Source organism: Stenotrophomonas sp. NPDC077420 (genome assembly GCF_044543385.1).
GTDB lineage: Bacteria > Pseudomonadota > Gammaproteobacteria > Xanthomonadales > Xanthomonadaceae > Stenotrophomonas.
Map to the genome: position 1 here is coordinate 62,577 of NZ_JBITVZ010000002.1, position 14,072 is coordinate 76,648.

The 14,072-nt window shown below is 67.3% G+C and carries 17 protein-coding genes; 11 read left to right on the forward strand and 6 right to left on the reverse strand.

Going from position 1 to position 14,072, the window contains the following annotated elements:
• Positions 1-291: 291 nt before the first annotated feature.
• The 4 genes from rplI to ACIGII_RS02325 form a co-directional block, all read right to left on the reverse strand.
• On the reverse strand, positions 292-741 hold the full coding sequence (gene rplI / locus ACIGII_RS02310; protein ID WP_399634782.1) for a 50S ribosomal protein L9: 450 nt from the start codon (positions 739-741) through the stop codon (positions 292-294).
• Between the two features lie 151 nt (positions 742-892).
• Positions 893-1,123, reverse strand: a complete 231-nt coding sequence (gene rpsR, locus ACIGII_RS02315; protein WP_002804494.1) for a 30S ribosomal protein S18 — start codon at positions 1,121-1,123, stop codon at positions 893-895.
• A gap of 11 nt (positions 1,124-1,134) precedes the next feature.
• Positions 1,135-1,572, reverse strand: a complete 438-nt coding sequence (rpsF, locus tag ACIGII_RS02320) for a 30S ribosomal protein S6 (protein WP_399634784.1) — start codon at positions 1,570-1,572, stop codon at positions 1,135-1,137.
• Between the two features lie 156 nt (positions 1,573-1,728).
• Positions 1,729-2,067, reverse strand: a complete 339-nt coding sequence (locus tag ACIGII_RS02325) for a HesB/IscA family protein (RefSeq protein WP_399634786.1) — start codon at positions 2,065-2,067, stop codon at positions 1,729-1,731.
• Between the two features lie 128 nt (positions 2,068-2,195).
• Between ACIGII_RS02325 and asnS the strand changes: the two genes are divergently transcribed.
• The 11 genes from asnS to ACIGII_RS02380 all read left to right on the forward strand — a co-directional run bounded on the left by asnS (position 2,196) and on the right by ACIGII_RS02380 (position 11,710).
• Positions 2,196-3,590 carry an asparagine--tRNA ligase gene (gene asnS / locus ACIGII_RS02330; RefSeq protein WP_399634787.1) on the forward strand — a complete coding sequence of 465 codons (1,395 nt, stop codon included), beginning with the start codon at positions 2,196-2,198 and terminating at the stop codon, positions 3,588-3,590.
• A 22-nt stretch (positions 3,591-3,612) separates the two neighbouring features.
• On the forward strand, positions 3,613-3,918 hold the full coding sequence (locus ACIGII_RS02335) for a hypothetical protein (RefSeq protein WP_399634789.1): 306 nt from the start codon (positions 3,613-3,615) through the stop codon (positions 3,916-3,918).
• On the forward strand, positions 3,915-4,229 hold the full coding sequence (locus ACIGII_RS02340) for a hypothetical protein (RefSeq protein WP_399634791.1): 315 nt from the start codon (positions 3,915-3,917) through the stop codon (positions 4,227-4,229). Before ACIGII_RS02335 ends, ACIGII_RS02340 begins: the two co-directional genes overlap by 4 nt.
• Before the next feature lie 7 nt (positions 4,230-4,236).
• On the forward strand, positions 4,237-4,875 hold the full coding sequence (locus ACIGII_RS02345) for an FMN-binding negative transcriptional regulator (protein WP_399634792.1): 639 nt from the start codon (positions 4,237-4,239) through the stop codon (positions 4,873-4,875).
• Between the two features lie 75 nt (positions 4,876-4,950).
• Entirely contained in the window at positions 4,951-5,613 is a 663-nt protein-coding gene (gene can / locus ACIGII_RS02350) for a carbonate dehydratase (protein ID WP_399634794.1), read from the forward strand.
• A gap of 36 nt (positions 5,614-5,649) precedes the next feature.
• Positions 5,650-6,162, forward strand: a complete 513-nt coding sequence (locus ACIGII_RS02355; protein WP_399634796.1) for a 3-hydroxyanthranilate 3,4-dioxygenase — start codon at positions 5,650-5,652, stop codon at positions 6,160-6,162.
• An 85-nt stretch (positions 6,163-6,247) separates the two neighbouring features.
• Positions 6,248-7,525, forward strand: coding sequence for a kynureninase (gene kynU, locus ACIGII_RS02360; RefSeq protein WP_399634798.1), 1,278 nt, complete (start codon positions 6,248-6,250; stop codon positions 7,523-7,525).
• 28 nt (positions 7,526-7,553) lie between these two features.
• Complete coding sequence (locus ACIGII_RS02365; protein WP_399634799.1) at positions 7,554-8,921, forward strand: FAD-dependent oxidoreductase; 1,368 nt, start codon at positions 7,554-7,556, stop codon at positions 8,919-8,921.
• Positions 8,921-10,360, forward strand: coding sequence for an exodeoxyribonuclease I (gene sbcB / locus ACIGII_RS02370; protein ID WP_399634801.1), 1,440 nt, complete (start codon positions 8,921-8,923; stop codon positions 10,358-10,360). Before ACIGII_RS02365 ends, sbcB begins: the two co-directional genes overlap by 1 nt.
• Positions 10,357-11,043 (forward strand): DUF2461 domain-containing protein, encoded by a 687-nt coding sequence (locus ACIGII_RS02375; RefSeq protein WP_399634803.1) that lies wholly within the window; start codon positions 10,357-10,359, stop codon positions 11,041-11,043. Before sbcB ends, ACIGII_RS02375 begins: the two co-directional genes overlap by 4 nt.
• Positions 11,044-11,170: 127 nt before the next feature.
• Complete coding sequence (locus tag ACIGII_RS02380) at positions 11,171-11,710, forward strand: DUF2939 domain-containing protein (RefSeq protein ID WP_399634805.1); 540 nt, start codon at positions 11,171-11,173, stop codon at positions 11,708-11,710.
• Between the two features lie 117 nt (positions 11,711-11,827).
• On the opposite strand, the gene ACIGII_RS02385 is transcribed toward ACIGII_RS02380, so the two are convergent.
• Both ACIGII_RS02385 and ACIGII_RS02390 read right to left on the reverse strand, forming a co-directional pair.
• Positions 11,828-12,772 (reverse strand): 5'-nucleotidase, encoded by a 945-nt coding sequence (locus ACIGII_RS02385; protein WP_145481645.1) that lies wholly within the window; start codon positions 12,770-12,772, stop codon positions 11,828-11,830.
• A 16-nt stretch (positions 12,773-12,788) separates the two neighbouring features.
• On the reverse strand, positions 12,789-13,562 hold the full coding sequence (locus ACIGII_RS02390; RefSeq protein ID WP_399634807.1) for an NAD kinase: 774 nt from the start codon (positions 13,560-13,562) through the stop codon (positions 12,789-12,791).
• Positions 13,563-14,072 lie beyond the last annotated feature (510 nt).

Consider the following 14,072-nt stretch of genomic DNA (forward strand, 5'->3'; position numbering starts at 1 on the left):
CCGCTGGCGGCTGGGCCGGGCCCCGAAGGGGGGTTCACGGCGTGTCCCGGAGGGGGCTGCCCGCCGGCCGCCCCTGCACGCAGCAATGAGACGCCGGCTGTTTGCTGTTGCTTTTGCTGTTGACGTTGGATTTCAACGACCGATGACGCGTTCCCAAGGCCGACCAACGGTCGGCGCTACCGGTGATGCGGGGAGACGGTGAAGACGGGGTACCAGGGCATCGAAAGCCGGAAACAAAAACGGGCGCCCTTGCGGGCACCCGTTTCAGCGATCACGGCCTTGCGGCTGGGATCAGGCTTCGGCTTCCACCACCACCTTGACGGTGGTTTCGACGTCGGCGTGCAGGTGGATGACCACCTCGAACTCGCCCACGTTGCGGAAGGCGCCTTCGCCCAGGATGACTTCGCTCTTTTCCAGCGGCAGGCCGGCCTTGGTGAAGGCGTCGGCGATGTCGCGCGGGCCAACCGAACCGTACAGCTTGCCTTCGGTCGACGCGTTGGCGGCGATGGTGACGCTCTTGCCTTCCAGCGCGGCCTTGCGGGCTTCGGCATCAGCGTGGATCGACTGGGCCTTGGCTTCGTATTCGGCGCGCTTGGCTTCGAATTCGGCAACGTTCGAGGCAGTGGCCGGAACGGCCTTGCCCTGCGGCACGAGGAAGTTGCGGCCGTAGCCCGGCTTCACGTCGACCTGGTCGCCCAGACCGCCGAGGTTGGTGACCTTCTGCAGAAGAATCAGCTTCATGGTGGTGCTCCAATATGTGTATTCGTTAGCGAGGCGGACCCCGCAGCGGATGGCTGTCCGAATATCCGAACGGTAGACCGGGCACCGCCCGCTGCCATGCGGCGCGGGCGGTGGGGACTACGAAAGCGGCGACCGGGGTCGCCCGCCTTCATCAGACGTCGTGGTTGTCGGTGTACGGAATCAGGGCCAGGAAACGGGCGCGCTTGACGGCCGTTGCCAGCTGGCGCTGGTACTTCGACTTGGTACCGGTCACGCGGCTCGGCACGATCTTGCCGTTCTCGGTGAGGTACTGGCGCAGGGTGTTGAGATCCTTGTAGTCGATCTCCTTCACACCTTCGGCCGTGAACTTGCAGAACTTGCGGCGACGGAAGAACTTGGACATGTGCGTGCTCCTTAGGCGGCAGAAGCGGCGTCGTCGCCGGCTTCGTTGTCAGCGGTGTTGGCGGCTTCGCCTTCTTCGTCGTCACGACGACGACGCTCGCCACGCTCGGGCTTGTCGCCCTTCTCGTCCTTGCTCTTCATGATCAGCGACTGCTCGGTGTCGGCTTCCTTGCGGACCAGCACCAGGTTGCGCAGCACGGCATCGTTGAACTTGAAGCTTTCGGTCAGTTCGGACAGAACGGCCTGATCCACTTCGATGTTCATCAGCACGTAATGTGCCTTGACCAGGTTCTGGATCGGGTAGGCCAGCTGGCGGCGGCCCCAGTCTTCCAGACGGTGGATGGTGCCGTTACCGGTTTCGACCAGCGACTTGTAGCGCTCGATCATGGCCGGGACCTGCTCGCTCTGGTCCGGGTGGACCATGAACACGACTTCGTAATGACGACTCATGTGTGTATACCTTTCGGATGTGGCCCTTCCGGGCCGGACAGCCCCCCGCAGGTGAACGCGGTGGAGCAAGGGTCCTGCCGCAAAACGGGCAGGAAGCCGCGCATTATTGCAGCAGAGGGCCTGCGAGGCAAGCCCGGCCGACCTGCGGCGCCGCACTCAGGCCTTGTCGGCCTCGGTGGTGAAGCTCTCGCCGCAGCCGCATTCGGCGGTGGCGTTCGGGTTCCTGAACGTGAAGGTCTCGCTCAGGCCCTGCTTGCCGAAGTCGATCTCGGTCCCGTCCACCAGCGCCAGGCTGTCGGCGTCCACGTAGATGCGCACCCCCTCCTGCTCGAACACGGTGTCGCCCTCGCGCTGGTCGCGGGCCAGGTCGGTCACATGCCCCCAGCCCGAGCAGCCGGTCCGGGTCACGCCGAAACGCAGCCCGAGCGCGCCCGGGGACTGGACGACGAACTTCTTCACGCGTTCAAAAGCAACAGGGGTAAGGGTGACAGCCATGACGGGCAACTCCAGCGGATCGACACATTATAGGTCCGCGGCGCAGTCAGAAATGCCTCGCAAGCAGAACGCTGCAACCGTTAAACTCCTCGTTCAGAGATCGAGTCGATCAACAGAGGATTCAAGTCATGACGGTGGTCAGCGTTGAACATGCGCTTGCCGGGAAGATCCCGGAAGGCGGCGAGGCAACAGTACGGGGCTGGGTGCGCACGGTGCGCGGGTCTGCGGCGCTTGCCTTCGTCAACGTCACCGATGGCTCCTGCTTCGCCCCCATCCAGGTGGTGGCCAATGACACCCTGGTCAACTTCGACGAGGTAAAGGCGCTCACCCCCGGCTGCTCGGTGATCGCCCGCGGCACCCTGGTCAAATCCCAGGGCAAAGGCCAGTCGTTCGAGATCCAGGCCAGCGACATCGACATCGTCGGCCTGGTCGAAGACCCGCTGACCTACCCGATCCAGCCCAAGCCGATGAGCGCCGAGTTCCTGCGCGAAGTGGCCCACCTGCGCCCGCGCACCAACCTGTTCGGTGCGGTTACCCGCATCCGCAACTGCCTGGCCCAGGCCGTGCACCGGTTCTTCCACCAGAATGGCTTCAACTGGATCAGCACGCCGATCATCACCACCTCCGACGCCGAAGGCGCCGGCCAGATGTTCCGCGTCTCCACGCTGGACATGGTGAACCTGCCGCGCGATGCCCAGGGCAACGTCGATTTCAGCCGCGACTTCTTCGGCAAGGAAACCTTCCTGACCGTGTCCGGCCAGCTGAACGTCGAAGCCTACTGCCTCGCGTTGAGCAAGGTGTACACCTTCGGCCCGACCTTCCGCGCCGAAAACTCCAACACCACCCGCCACCTGGCCGAATTCTGGATGATCGAGCCGGAGATCGCCTTCGCCGACCTGGCCGAAGACGCGCGCCTGGCCGAGCAGTTCCTCAAGTATCTGTTCCGCGCGGTGCTCGACGAGCGCGGCGACGACCTGGCCTTCCTGGCCGAGCGCGTGGACAAGAACGCGATCGCCAAGCTGGAAGCGTTCATCAACTCGCCGTTCGAGCAGATCGACTACACCGAGGCGGTGAAGCTGCTGCAGAACGCTGGAAAGAAGTTCGACTTCCCGGTCGAATGGGGCCTGGACCTGCAGACCGAGCACGAGCGCTGGCTGACCGAAGAACACATCGGCCGCCCGGTGGTGGTGACCAACTACCCCGAGCACATCAAGGCGTTCTACATGCGCCTGAACGACGACGGCAAGACCGTTGCCGCGATGGACGTGCTGGCCCCGGGCATCGGCGAGATCATCGGCGGCAGCCAGCGCGAAGAGCGCCTGGACGTGCTGGACGCGCGCATGGCGCAGTTCGGCCTGGACCGGGAGCATTACGGCTGGTACCGCGATTTCCGTCGCTACGGCTCGGTGCCGCATGCCGGTTTCGGCCTGGGCTTCGAGCGCCTGGTGGTGTACGTGTGCGGGCTGGGCAACATCCGCGACGCCATCCCCTACCCGCGCGCACCGGGCAGCGCCGAGTTCTGATCCTACCCACGGAGGCACGTACATGACCCTGTTCTTCGCGCTGTGCTTTGTCGGCGTGGCGATCGCCGGGTTCAGTGCCTTCGTGATCTTCTGGCCGCTGACGCTGGTGCATATCCGCGACCGCCACCCTGCCCTGGCCGACCGTTTCGGCCCGGGCGCCTTCCTGCGCCCGGACGCGCTGCGCTGGCTGCTGGGCCGGGACTACCGCGGCACCCCCGACCGCTCGCTGTCGGGGCTGGCCACGCCGGCCTGGCTGTCGCTACTCACCCTGCTGGCCGGACTGGGCATGGCCGCCCTGCTCTGGCTGCTCTCGATGGTACTGACATGAACGATATTTCCGCCGTACGCGACTCCTGGTGGCTGGCCAGCCTGGGCGACACCCTGATCTGGGCCCGCCTGCGCCTGCGCCCGGCCGGCACCGCCGAAGTGCTGGACAGCGATGGCAACACCCTGAGCTACGACAGCGAAGACACCGCGCGTTCGCAGCTGTTCGACGCCGAGTTCGTCGAGTTCGATGGCCTGGACGAAGAAGACGCACTGGTCCGCGGCTTCAGCCTGCACGAACTGCGACCGCCGCAGGCCGACCACGACGATGGCCTGAAGGGCCAGATGGTGCAGAGCCTGGGCCGGCGCGCCTGAGCCGACGATGTTCATTCCCTCGGACTTCGCGGCGACCGACCTGGCCTGGCTCGACCGGCTGCTGGCCCGCGATGCCTTCGTCACCCTGGTCACCACCGGCAGCGACGGCCTGCCGCAGGTGACGCTGCTGCCGGTGGTCTACCGCCGCAACGGCGAGGCCATCGTGATCGAGGGCCACTGGGCCCGGCCCAACCCGCAGGCCGGCCACGCCGGGCCGGCCCTGCTGCTGGTGCACGGCCCGCACGCCTATGTGTCGCCGGGCTGGTACCCCGACAAGGACAGCGCCGGTCGCGTGCCGACGTGGAACTACGCCGCGGCCGAACTGCGCGGGATGCTGGAACCGGTCACCGAACGCGCCGCGCTGATGGACATGCTGGACGCGCTCAGCGCGGTCAACGAAGCCGGGGTCGGCGGGGACTGGCGGCTGGACCGCGACGACACCCGCCAGACCCGCCTGCTGGGCGGCATCATCGGCTTCCGCTTCCGCCCGACGCAGGTGCAGATCAAGCTCAAGCTGAGCCAGAACCATCCCGAGGCCAACCAGGTGTCGGTGATCGACGCACTTGAAGCGTCCGGCGTACCCGCCTGCGATGACCTGGCGCAGTGGATGCGCCGGGTCCGCCAGCCGCCTGCCCCGGGCGGCTGACACCCCCCTTTCCCGCGACGACGCGGCCCCTCCGGCTGCGCCTTGCCCCCACCTCACGTCAGGGACCCCGCAACGATGAAAGACATCCACAAGCTGCTGCAGAACAACCGCGACTGGGCCGACCGGATCGAGAAGGAAGACCCCGAGTTCTTCCACCAGCTGGCCAAGCAGCAGCATCCGGAGTACCTGTGGATCGGCTGCTCCGACTCGCGCGTGCCGGCCAACCAGATCATCGGCATGGCGCCCGGTGAAGTGTTCGTCCACCGCAACATCGCCAACGTGGTCGTGCACACCGACCTGAACTGCCTGAGCGTGATCCAGTACGCGGTGGACCAGCTCAAGATCAAGCACATCCTCATCGTCGGCCACTACGGGTGCGGCGGCGTGCATGCCAGTCTCAACAACACCCGCGTCGGCCTGGCCGACAACTGGCTGCGCCATGTCAGCGACGTCGCGCAGAAGCACGCGGCCATTCTCGACGCGATCGACGATCCGGAGCTCAAGCACGCGCGTCTGTGCGAGCTCAACGTGATCGAGCAGGTGGTCAACGCCTGCCGCTCCACCATCGTCCAGGACGCCTGGGCGCGTGGGCAGAAACTGATGGTGCATGGCTGGGTCTACAGCCTGAAAGACGGCCGGGTACGCGAGATGGGCATCGATGTCGGTGCGCCCGAAGACCTCGCCCCGGCTTACGAAAAGGCGCTTGCGCACGTGCCGCGCCGCGGCCGCCGCGACTGACCCGACGCGTCCCGCGCCCCTTCCCTGGAACCGCCCATGCTGCCCTCGCCCATCAACCTGCTCGGCTGGATCGACGAAAACCGCCACCTGCTCAAGCCGCCGGTGGGCAACAAGATGATCGAGAACGGCGACTTCATCATCATGGTCGTCGGCGGGCCGAACAGCCGCACCGATTTCCATTACGACGAAGGCCCCGAGTGGTTCTACCAGCTGGAAGGGGAAATGACCCTGAAGGTGCAGGAAGACGGCAAGGTGCGCGACATCCCGATCCGCGCCGGCGAGATCTTCCTGCTGCCGGGCAAGGTCCCGCACTCGCCACGTCGCCCGCCCGGCGGCATCGGCCTGGTGGTCGAGCGCAAGCGCCAGGCGCATGAGAAGGACGGCGTGATGTGGTTCTGCGAGCGCTGCAACCACACGCTGTACGAGAAGTACTTCACCCTGGAAAACATCGAAACCGACCTGCCGAAGGTGTTCAAGGAATACGAAGCCTCGATCGCGCTGCGCACCTGCGACGCGTGCGGGCACGTGGATCCGTTGCCGGGCTCCTGAACCCGATGAACCCGTGTGTCGGGTTCATCCCATAGGCGCGGCACATAGATAAACTGTCGTTTCACAGACAACGTCAATCGCCCCCATGTCCGAGCTCCTCAGCCGCACCCATGCCGTCGCCCTGGACGCCGCCGACCCGCTGCGTGCGCTGCGCGCTGAGTTCGTGTTCCCCCAGCACAACCACCGCGACCAGACCTATTTCGTGGGCAACTCGCTGGGCCTGCAGCCGCGCGCGGCCAGGGCTGCCGTGCAGGAGGTCATGGACAAGTGGGGCGCACTGGCGGTCGAGGGCCATTTCACCGGCGAGACCCAGTGGCTGGGCTACCACCGCCTGGTCAACGCGCAGCTGGCGCGGATGGTCGGCGCACTGCCCGCCGAAGTGGTGGCGATGAACACGCTGAGCGTGAACCTGCACCTGATGCTGGTCAGCTTCTATCGGCCCAGCGCGGAGCGCCCGGCGATCCTCATGGAGGCCGGCGCCTTCCCGACCGACCGCCACGCGGTGGAATCGCAGATCCGCTTCCATGGCTTCGACCCGGCCACCGACCTGGTCGAAGTGCAGCCGGACGAACCCAACGGCACGATCTCGCTGGCCGCCATCGAACGCGCCATCACCGAACATGGCCCGCGCCTGGCGCTGGTGCTGTGGCCCGGCGTCCAGTACCGCAGCGGGCAGGTATTCGACCTGGACGCGATCACCCGCATGGCCCGCCTGCAGGGCGCCCGGGTCGGCTTCGACCTGGCCCACTCGGTCGGCAACGTGCCGCTGCAGCTGCACGACATCGCGCCGGACTTCGCCGTGTGGTGCCATTACAAGTACCTCAACAGCGGCCCCGGTGCCGTGGCCGGCTGCTTCGTGCACGAGCGCCACCACCGCGATTCCACCCTGCCGCGCTTTGCCGGCTGGTGGGGCCATGAAGAAGCCACCCGCTTCAAGATGGCCCCGCAGTTCGTGCCGGCGGTGGGCGCCGAAGGCTGGCAGCTGAGCAACCCGCCGGTCCTTGGCCTGGCGCCCCTGCGCGCCGCGCTGGACGTGGTCGACCAGGCAGGCGGCATCGAGGCCCTGCGCGCCAAGTCGCTGCAGCTGACCGGCCTGCTCGACGCGCTGGTCCGCGCCCGCCTGGCCGGGGTGCTCGAGGTCCTGACCCCGCCCGAACCGGAGCGACGTGGCTGCCAGCTTTCGCTGCGCGTGGCCGGCGGTCGCGAACGTGGCCGCAACCTGTTCGAATACCTGCAGAGCGTGGGCGTGCTGGGCGACTGGCGCGAACCGGACGTGATCCGGATTTCCCCCACGCCGCTGTACAACCGTTACCTTGACCTGCACCACTTCGTTGAAGAAGTGGAATCCTGGGCCGGCCGGTAAGCCCGTCCTTCCCTTCGTGGACCCTGACTTGATCGCATCTGCACACCGCTCCCTGAGCATCATCGGCGCTGGACTGGCCGGCTCCCTGCTGGCCATCCTGCTGTCCCGCCAGGGCTGGAGGATCACCCTGTACGAACGTCGCGGCGACCCGCGGATCAGCGATTACGAGTCTGGCCGCTCGATCAACCTGGCCTTGGCCGAACGCGGGCGCAACGCGCTGCGCCAGGCCGGGGTCGAAGACGCGGTGATGGCCAAGGCAGTGATGATGCGCGGGCGCATGGTGCATCCGCGCCAGGGCGAACCGCAGTTGCAGCGCTATGGCCGCGACGACAGCGAAGTGATCTGGTCGATCCACCGCAAGGACCTCAACACCACCCTGCTGCAGCTGGCCGAAGACGCCGGCGCGCAGGTGCACTTCCACCGGCGCCTGCATACGGTGGATTTCGACGCCGGCTATGCGCGCTTCATCGACGACCGCAACGACCACCCGCACGACATCCGTTTCGATACGCTGATCGGCGCCGACGGTGCCGGCTCGGCGCTGCGCGCGGCCATGAACCGCAAACACCCGCTGGATGAGCGCACCGAGTTCCTCGACCACTCCTACAAGGAACTGGAGATCCCGCCCACCGACGACGGCGGCTTCCGCATCGAAGCCAATGCGCTGCATATCTGGCCGCGCGGCAACTACATGTGCATCGCGCTGCCCAATGACGAAGGCACCTTCACCGTCACCCTGTTCCTGCCGAACGAAGGCAACCCCAGCTTCGCCACCACCAACAGCGGTGCCGAGGCCGAGGCCCTGTTCGCGCGCGATTTCCCCGATGCGCTGGCGCTGATCCCCCACCTGCGCCGCGACTGGGAAGAACACCCCCCCGGCCTGCTCGGCACCCTGCACCTGCGCCAGTGGCACCTGCACGGCCGCGCGGTTCTGCTCGGCGACGCGGCGCACGCGATGGTGCCATTCCACGGCCAGGGCATGAACTGCGCGTTCGAAGACTGCGTGGCACTGGCGCGGCAGCTGCAGGAGCAGGACTCGCTGGCGGCTGCATTCGCCGCGTTCGAAGCCGAGCGCAAGCCCAATGCCGAAGCGATCCAGCAGATGGCGCTGGAGAACTACCTGGAAATGCGCGACCGCGTGGCCGACCCGGCGTTCCTGCTGCAGCGCGAACTGGAACAGCAGCTGCAGGCGCGCTGGCCGACCCGCTTCGTCCCGCACTACACCATGGTCACCTTCCTGCATACGCCGTACGCGGTGGCGCTGCAGCGCACCGAGCTGCAGCGCAGGATCCTGGAGGACGCCACCGCCGGCCACGACACGCTCGAGCGGATCGACTGGGAGGCGCTGGAACGGGTCGTGCACGCGCAGTTGCCGGTCCTGGAGGGCGCCCACTGATGGCCGACAGCTTCCTGTTCTACGACCTGGAAACCTTCGGCCAGGACCCGCGCCGCACCCGCATCGCGCAGTTCGCCGCGATCCGCACCGACGCCGACCTGAACATGATCGACGAACCGGTCAGCTTCTACGTCAAGCCGGCCGACGACCTGCTGCCCTCGCCGATCGCCACGCTGATCACCGGCATCACGCCGCAGCACGCGCTGGCCGCAGGCGTGAGCGAAGCCGAGGCGTTCGCGCGCATCAACGACCTGATGGCGCGCCCCGGCACCTGCACCCTGGGCTACAACACGCTGCGCTTCGACGACGAGTTCGTCCGCCACGGGCTGTTCCGCAACTTCTTCGACCCCTACGAACGCGAGTGGCGCAACGGCAATTCGCGCTGGGACCTGCTGGACATGCTGCGCCTGGTGCATGCACTCCGCCCGGACGGCATTGCCTGGCCGCAGCGCGAAGATGGGGCGACCTCGTTCAAGCTCGAGCACCTGGCCCTGGCCAACGATGTGCGCCAGGGCGATGCCCACGAGGCGCTGTCCGACGTGCACGCCACCATCGGCATGGCACGCCTGTTCAAACAGGCGCAACCCCGCTTGTGGGACTACGCGCTGAAGCTGCGTGACAAGCGCTTCGTCGGCAGCCTGCTCGACGTGGACGCGCTGCAGCCGGTGCTGCACATCTCCATGCGCTACCCGGCCCAGCGCATGTGCGCCGCGCCGGTACTGCCGATCGCACGCCACCCCTACATCGGCAACCGGGTGATCGCGCTCGATCTGGAGGGCGACATCGACGGCCTGCTGGCGCTGCCGGCGGAAACGCTGGCGGCGCGCCTGTACACCCGCGCCGCCGACCTGGCCGAAGGCGAACAGCGCGTGCCGCTCAAGGAAGTGCACCTGAACAAGGTGCCGGCGCTGGTCGCCTGGAACCACCTGCGTCCGGCCGACCACGCCCGCCTGGGCATCGACGTGGCGGCGGTGGAGGCCAATGCCGCGCGGGTGCGCGAGGCCGGCCCGGCGCTGGTCGAAAAGGTACGGCAGGTTTACGCCGGCGAGCGCGCGGCCACCGTCAGCGACGTGGATGCCTCGCTGTATGACGGCTTCCTTGCCGACGGCGACAAGGCATTGATGACCCGCCTGCGCACCAGCCCGCCGGCCGAGCTGGCCGGCTTCGCCGAACGCCTCAAAGACCCGCGCATGCCCGAGCTGCTGTTCCGCTACCGCGCCCGCAACCACCCACAGACGCTGGATGCGGGCGAGCGCGGGCGCTGGAACGCGTACCGTCGCCAGCGCCTGCTGGGCGACGCGGCATTGGGTGAGCAGAGCCTCGCCGACTACCGCGCGCAGCTGGAGGCGCTGGCGGCCGAACAGGCCGACGACCCGGCCAAACTCGCCCTGTTGCAGCATCTGCGCGACTGGGGCACCGACCTGGAGCAGAGCCTGTGAGCACGTATTTCACCCCCGCCAGCTTCACGTTCCTGCGTGGCCTGGCGCGCAACAACGACAAGACCTGGTTCAACGACCACAAGGCGAAGTACGAGGAGCACGTGCGCCAGCCGTTCCTGCGCCTGATCAGCGACCTGCAGCCGGACCTGGCCGCGGTCAGCGGACACTTCCGTGCCGACCCGCGCGGGGTGGGCGGGTCGCTGTTCCGCATCTACCGCGATGCGCGCTTTTCCAATGACAAGTCGCCGTACAAGACCTGGCAGGGTGCGCGCCTGTTCCATGAGCGGCGCAGGCAGGTGCCGGCGCCGTCGTTCTATATCCACCTGCAGCCGGGCGAAAGCTTCGTCGGCGCGGGGCTGTGGCACCCGGAGCCGGATACCCAGCGCAGGATTCGCCACTTCATCGTGGACAACCCGGGCGCCTGGAAGGCGGCCGCGCATGCGCCGGCCCTGCGGAAGAAGTTCGATTTCGAGGAAAGCGAGAAGCTGGTGCGCGCACCGCGTGGCTTCGAGCCGGATTTCGAGTTCATCGACGACCTGAAGCACCGCAACTGGGTGTTCTGGCGCGCGCTGGACGATGCCACCATGACCGGGCCCAGGCTGCGCCAGACGCTGGCAAAGGACCTGGTGGCGCTGGGGCCGTTCGTGGATTACCTGTGTGCAGCGCTGGACCTGGAGTTCTGATGCGCCCGGTTGCGCCGGCCGTCGGCCGGCGGTCGGGATCGCGTGGGCCGGCCAACGGCCGGCGCTACCGGCGTGCTGCCTGGGTTGCTCTACCCTGCGTTGACGCGGGCTGCGGCACGCTGGCGCCATGAAAAAGCTGCTTCTGTTGCTGGGCCTGGTCGTACTGCTGCTGGCCGGCTGGCTGGTCAGCGGGCCCTATCTCACCCTGCGTGGGTTGGCTGCGGCCATCGAGCAGCGTGATACCTCGACGCTGGACCGCTATGTGGACTTCCCGATGCTGCGTGCCAACCTGCGCGCACAGATGGACGATTACGTGGTGCGCCGCGCCGGGCCTGACGTGCAGTCCAACCTGGTAGGTGCGCTGCTGCTCGCTGCGGGGCAGAAGCTGAGCGGCACGGCGGTGGACGCGATGGTCACCCCGACCGGGATCGGCGCACTGCTGGAAGGCCACACGCTGTGGAAGCGGGCCAGCAACGACCTGGAAAGCACTGACGCCTACGCGGCGCCGCGGGCGGCACGGCCGTTGGAAGGGGCCACCCACCGGTTCGAGTCGACGTCACGATTCACCGCGACCACGCACACGCCGCAGGGGGCACCGGTGGTGTTCGTGCTGCAGCGGCAGGGATTGCGGTGGAAGCTGGTGAACATCGAGCTGCCGCTGGATTGACGGCGTCACGACCAACGGTCGTGACCTACCCGTCCGTGCGTTTGCCCGTCGGCCCGTCCGTACACCCGTACAACCGTGCCGTCCCCGGTAGGTCACGACCGTTGGTCGTGACCGGCGTCAATCATTGGCCACGCCATGCGGTACGTGACCGGCCGCCACGCTGAGGTGCTGGCGGGCGCTGTCGATGTTGTGCTGGGAATCGTCGAAAAAGATGTCCGCCCCGAACGCTTCCAGGAACGGTCCCTTGTGCCGGCCGCCCAGGAACAGCGCTTCGTCCAGGCGCACGCCCCACTCACGCAGGGTGCGGATCACCCGTTCGTGCGCCGGCGCCGAGCGCGCGGTGACCAGCGCGGTGCGGATGGGCGCGTCTTCGCCCGAGGGGAACACCGCCTGCAGCGTATGCAGCGCCGACAGGAAGTTGCGGAACGGCCCGCCGCTGAGCGGTTCGCGTGCGTTCTCGCGCTCGTGCCGGCCGAACGCTTCCACCCCCTGTTCGCGCGAGATGCGCTCGCTTTCGTCGCCGAAGATCACCGCGTCGCCGTCGAAGGCGATGCGCAGCTGGCCCAGCGGCTGGCTCATGTCGACCGGTTCGGCCGCAGCGAGGGTTTCGCCCGGCGGCTTGGGCAGGATGGTGGCCGCGGCGATGCCATGGCGCAGCGCACGCCGTACCGATTCGGGGTTGGCCGACAGGAACAGGTCGGTGCCGAACGGCTTCACGTACGGCCAGGTCGGTTCGCCGGCGGTGAACGTGGCACGGATGATGCCCAGGTCGTAGTGCTGGATGGAGTTGAAGATGCGCAGCCCGGTATCGGCGGAATTGCGGGACAGCAGGATCACTTCCACCCGCGGCGATTCCGGCGACTGGCCCTGGTTCAGGGCCAGCAGCTTGCGCACCACCGGGAAGGCCACGCCGGGACGCAGCACGTCGTCTTCGTGCTTGCGCTGGTACTCGGCGTAGGCATCCACGCCTTCGGCCTCGAACAGCGCGTGGCCCTCTTCCAGGTCGAACAGCGCGCGCGAGGTCACGGCAACGGTCAGCAAACGGGGGGTGTTGTCGCCCATGGCGGTCAAAAGTCCTTCAAAACATGAACTGTTCGCTGAGGATCCGGTCTTCCAGGTTGTGTTCCGGATCGAACAGCAGGGTCACCCGGCGCTCGCGCGATTCGCGGATGGTCACTTCGACCACGTCGCGGGTTTCATGCGAATCGGCCGTCACGCTGACCGGGCGCTTGTAGGGGTCGAGCACACGGAAGCGCACCTCGGTGTCGGCCTTGAGGATGGCGCCGCGCCAGCGCCGCGGGCGGTAGGGGGCCAGCGGGGTCAGCGCGATGGTGTGCGACCCCAGCGGCAGGATCGGCCCATGCGCGGAATAGTTGTAGGCCGTGCTGCCGGCCGGGGTCGCCACCAGTACGCCGTCGCCGATCAACTCGGCCACGCGTTCCTGTCCGTTGAGGTCCACGCCGATGTGCGCGGCCTGTCGGGTCTGGCGCAGCAGCGAGACGTCGTTGTAGGCCAGCGAGCCGGTGGTGGTGCCCGATTCGGTCAGGGCCAGCATTTCCAGCGGGCGCAGGTTGGCCGGTTCGGCACGGGCGATGCGCGCCTGGATGTCGTCGTCGGCCCTGTACTGGTTCATCAGGAAGCCCACGGTGCCCAGTTTCATGCCGAACACCGGCAGGCCGAGATGTCCATGCCGGTGCAGGGTCTGCAGCATGAAACCGTCGCCGCCCAGCGGACACAGCACCTCGGCAGCGTCCGGCGCATGGTCGCCGTAGCGTGCCACCGCGGCCGCGCGGGCCGACTGGGCCGCCTCGGTGTTGCTGGCAAGGAAGGCGATGCGGGGGGTGTCGCTCATGGAGATTCCCGATAGGGCATGGGCGAGAGCATACCCGGGCGAGCCCCGTTCGTGCGTACGCGGGCGTGAACCGCACGAACGCGGCCGGCCCCGTATCGACCAACGGTCGATACCTACCGGTAGATCACGACCGTTGGTCGTGATGACACCCACCGCGACCCATCCGGCGGATCACGACCGTTGGTCGTGATGACACCCCACCGCGCCCCATCCCGATCGATCACGACCGTTGGTCGTGATGACACCCAACAGCGACCCCACCCCGGTAGATCACGACCGTTGGTCGTGATGGCAGCCCACCGCGATCCATACCGGTAGATCACGACCGTTGGTCGTGATGACACCCAACAGCGACCCCACCCCGGTAGATCACGACCGTTGGTCGTGATGACACCCCACCGCGACCCATCCGGCGGATCACGACCGTTGGTCGTGATGACACCCACCAGCGACCCCACCCCGGTAGATCACGACCGTTGGTCGTGATGGCAGCTCACCGTGACCCCATCC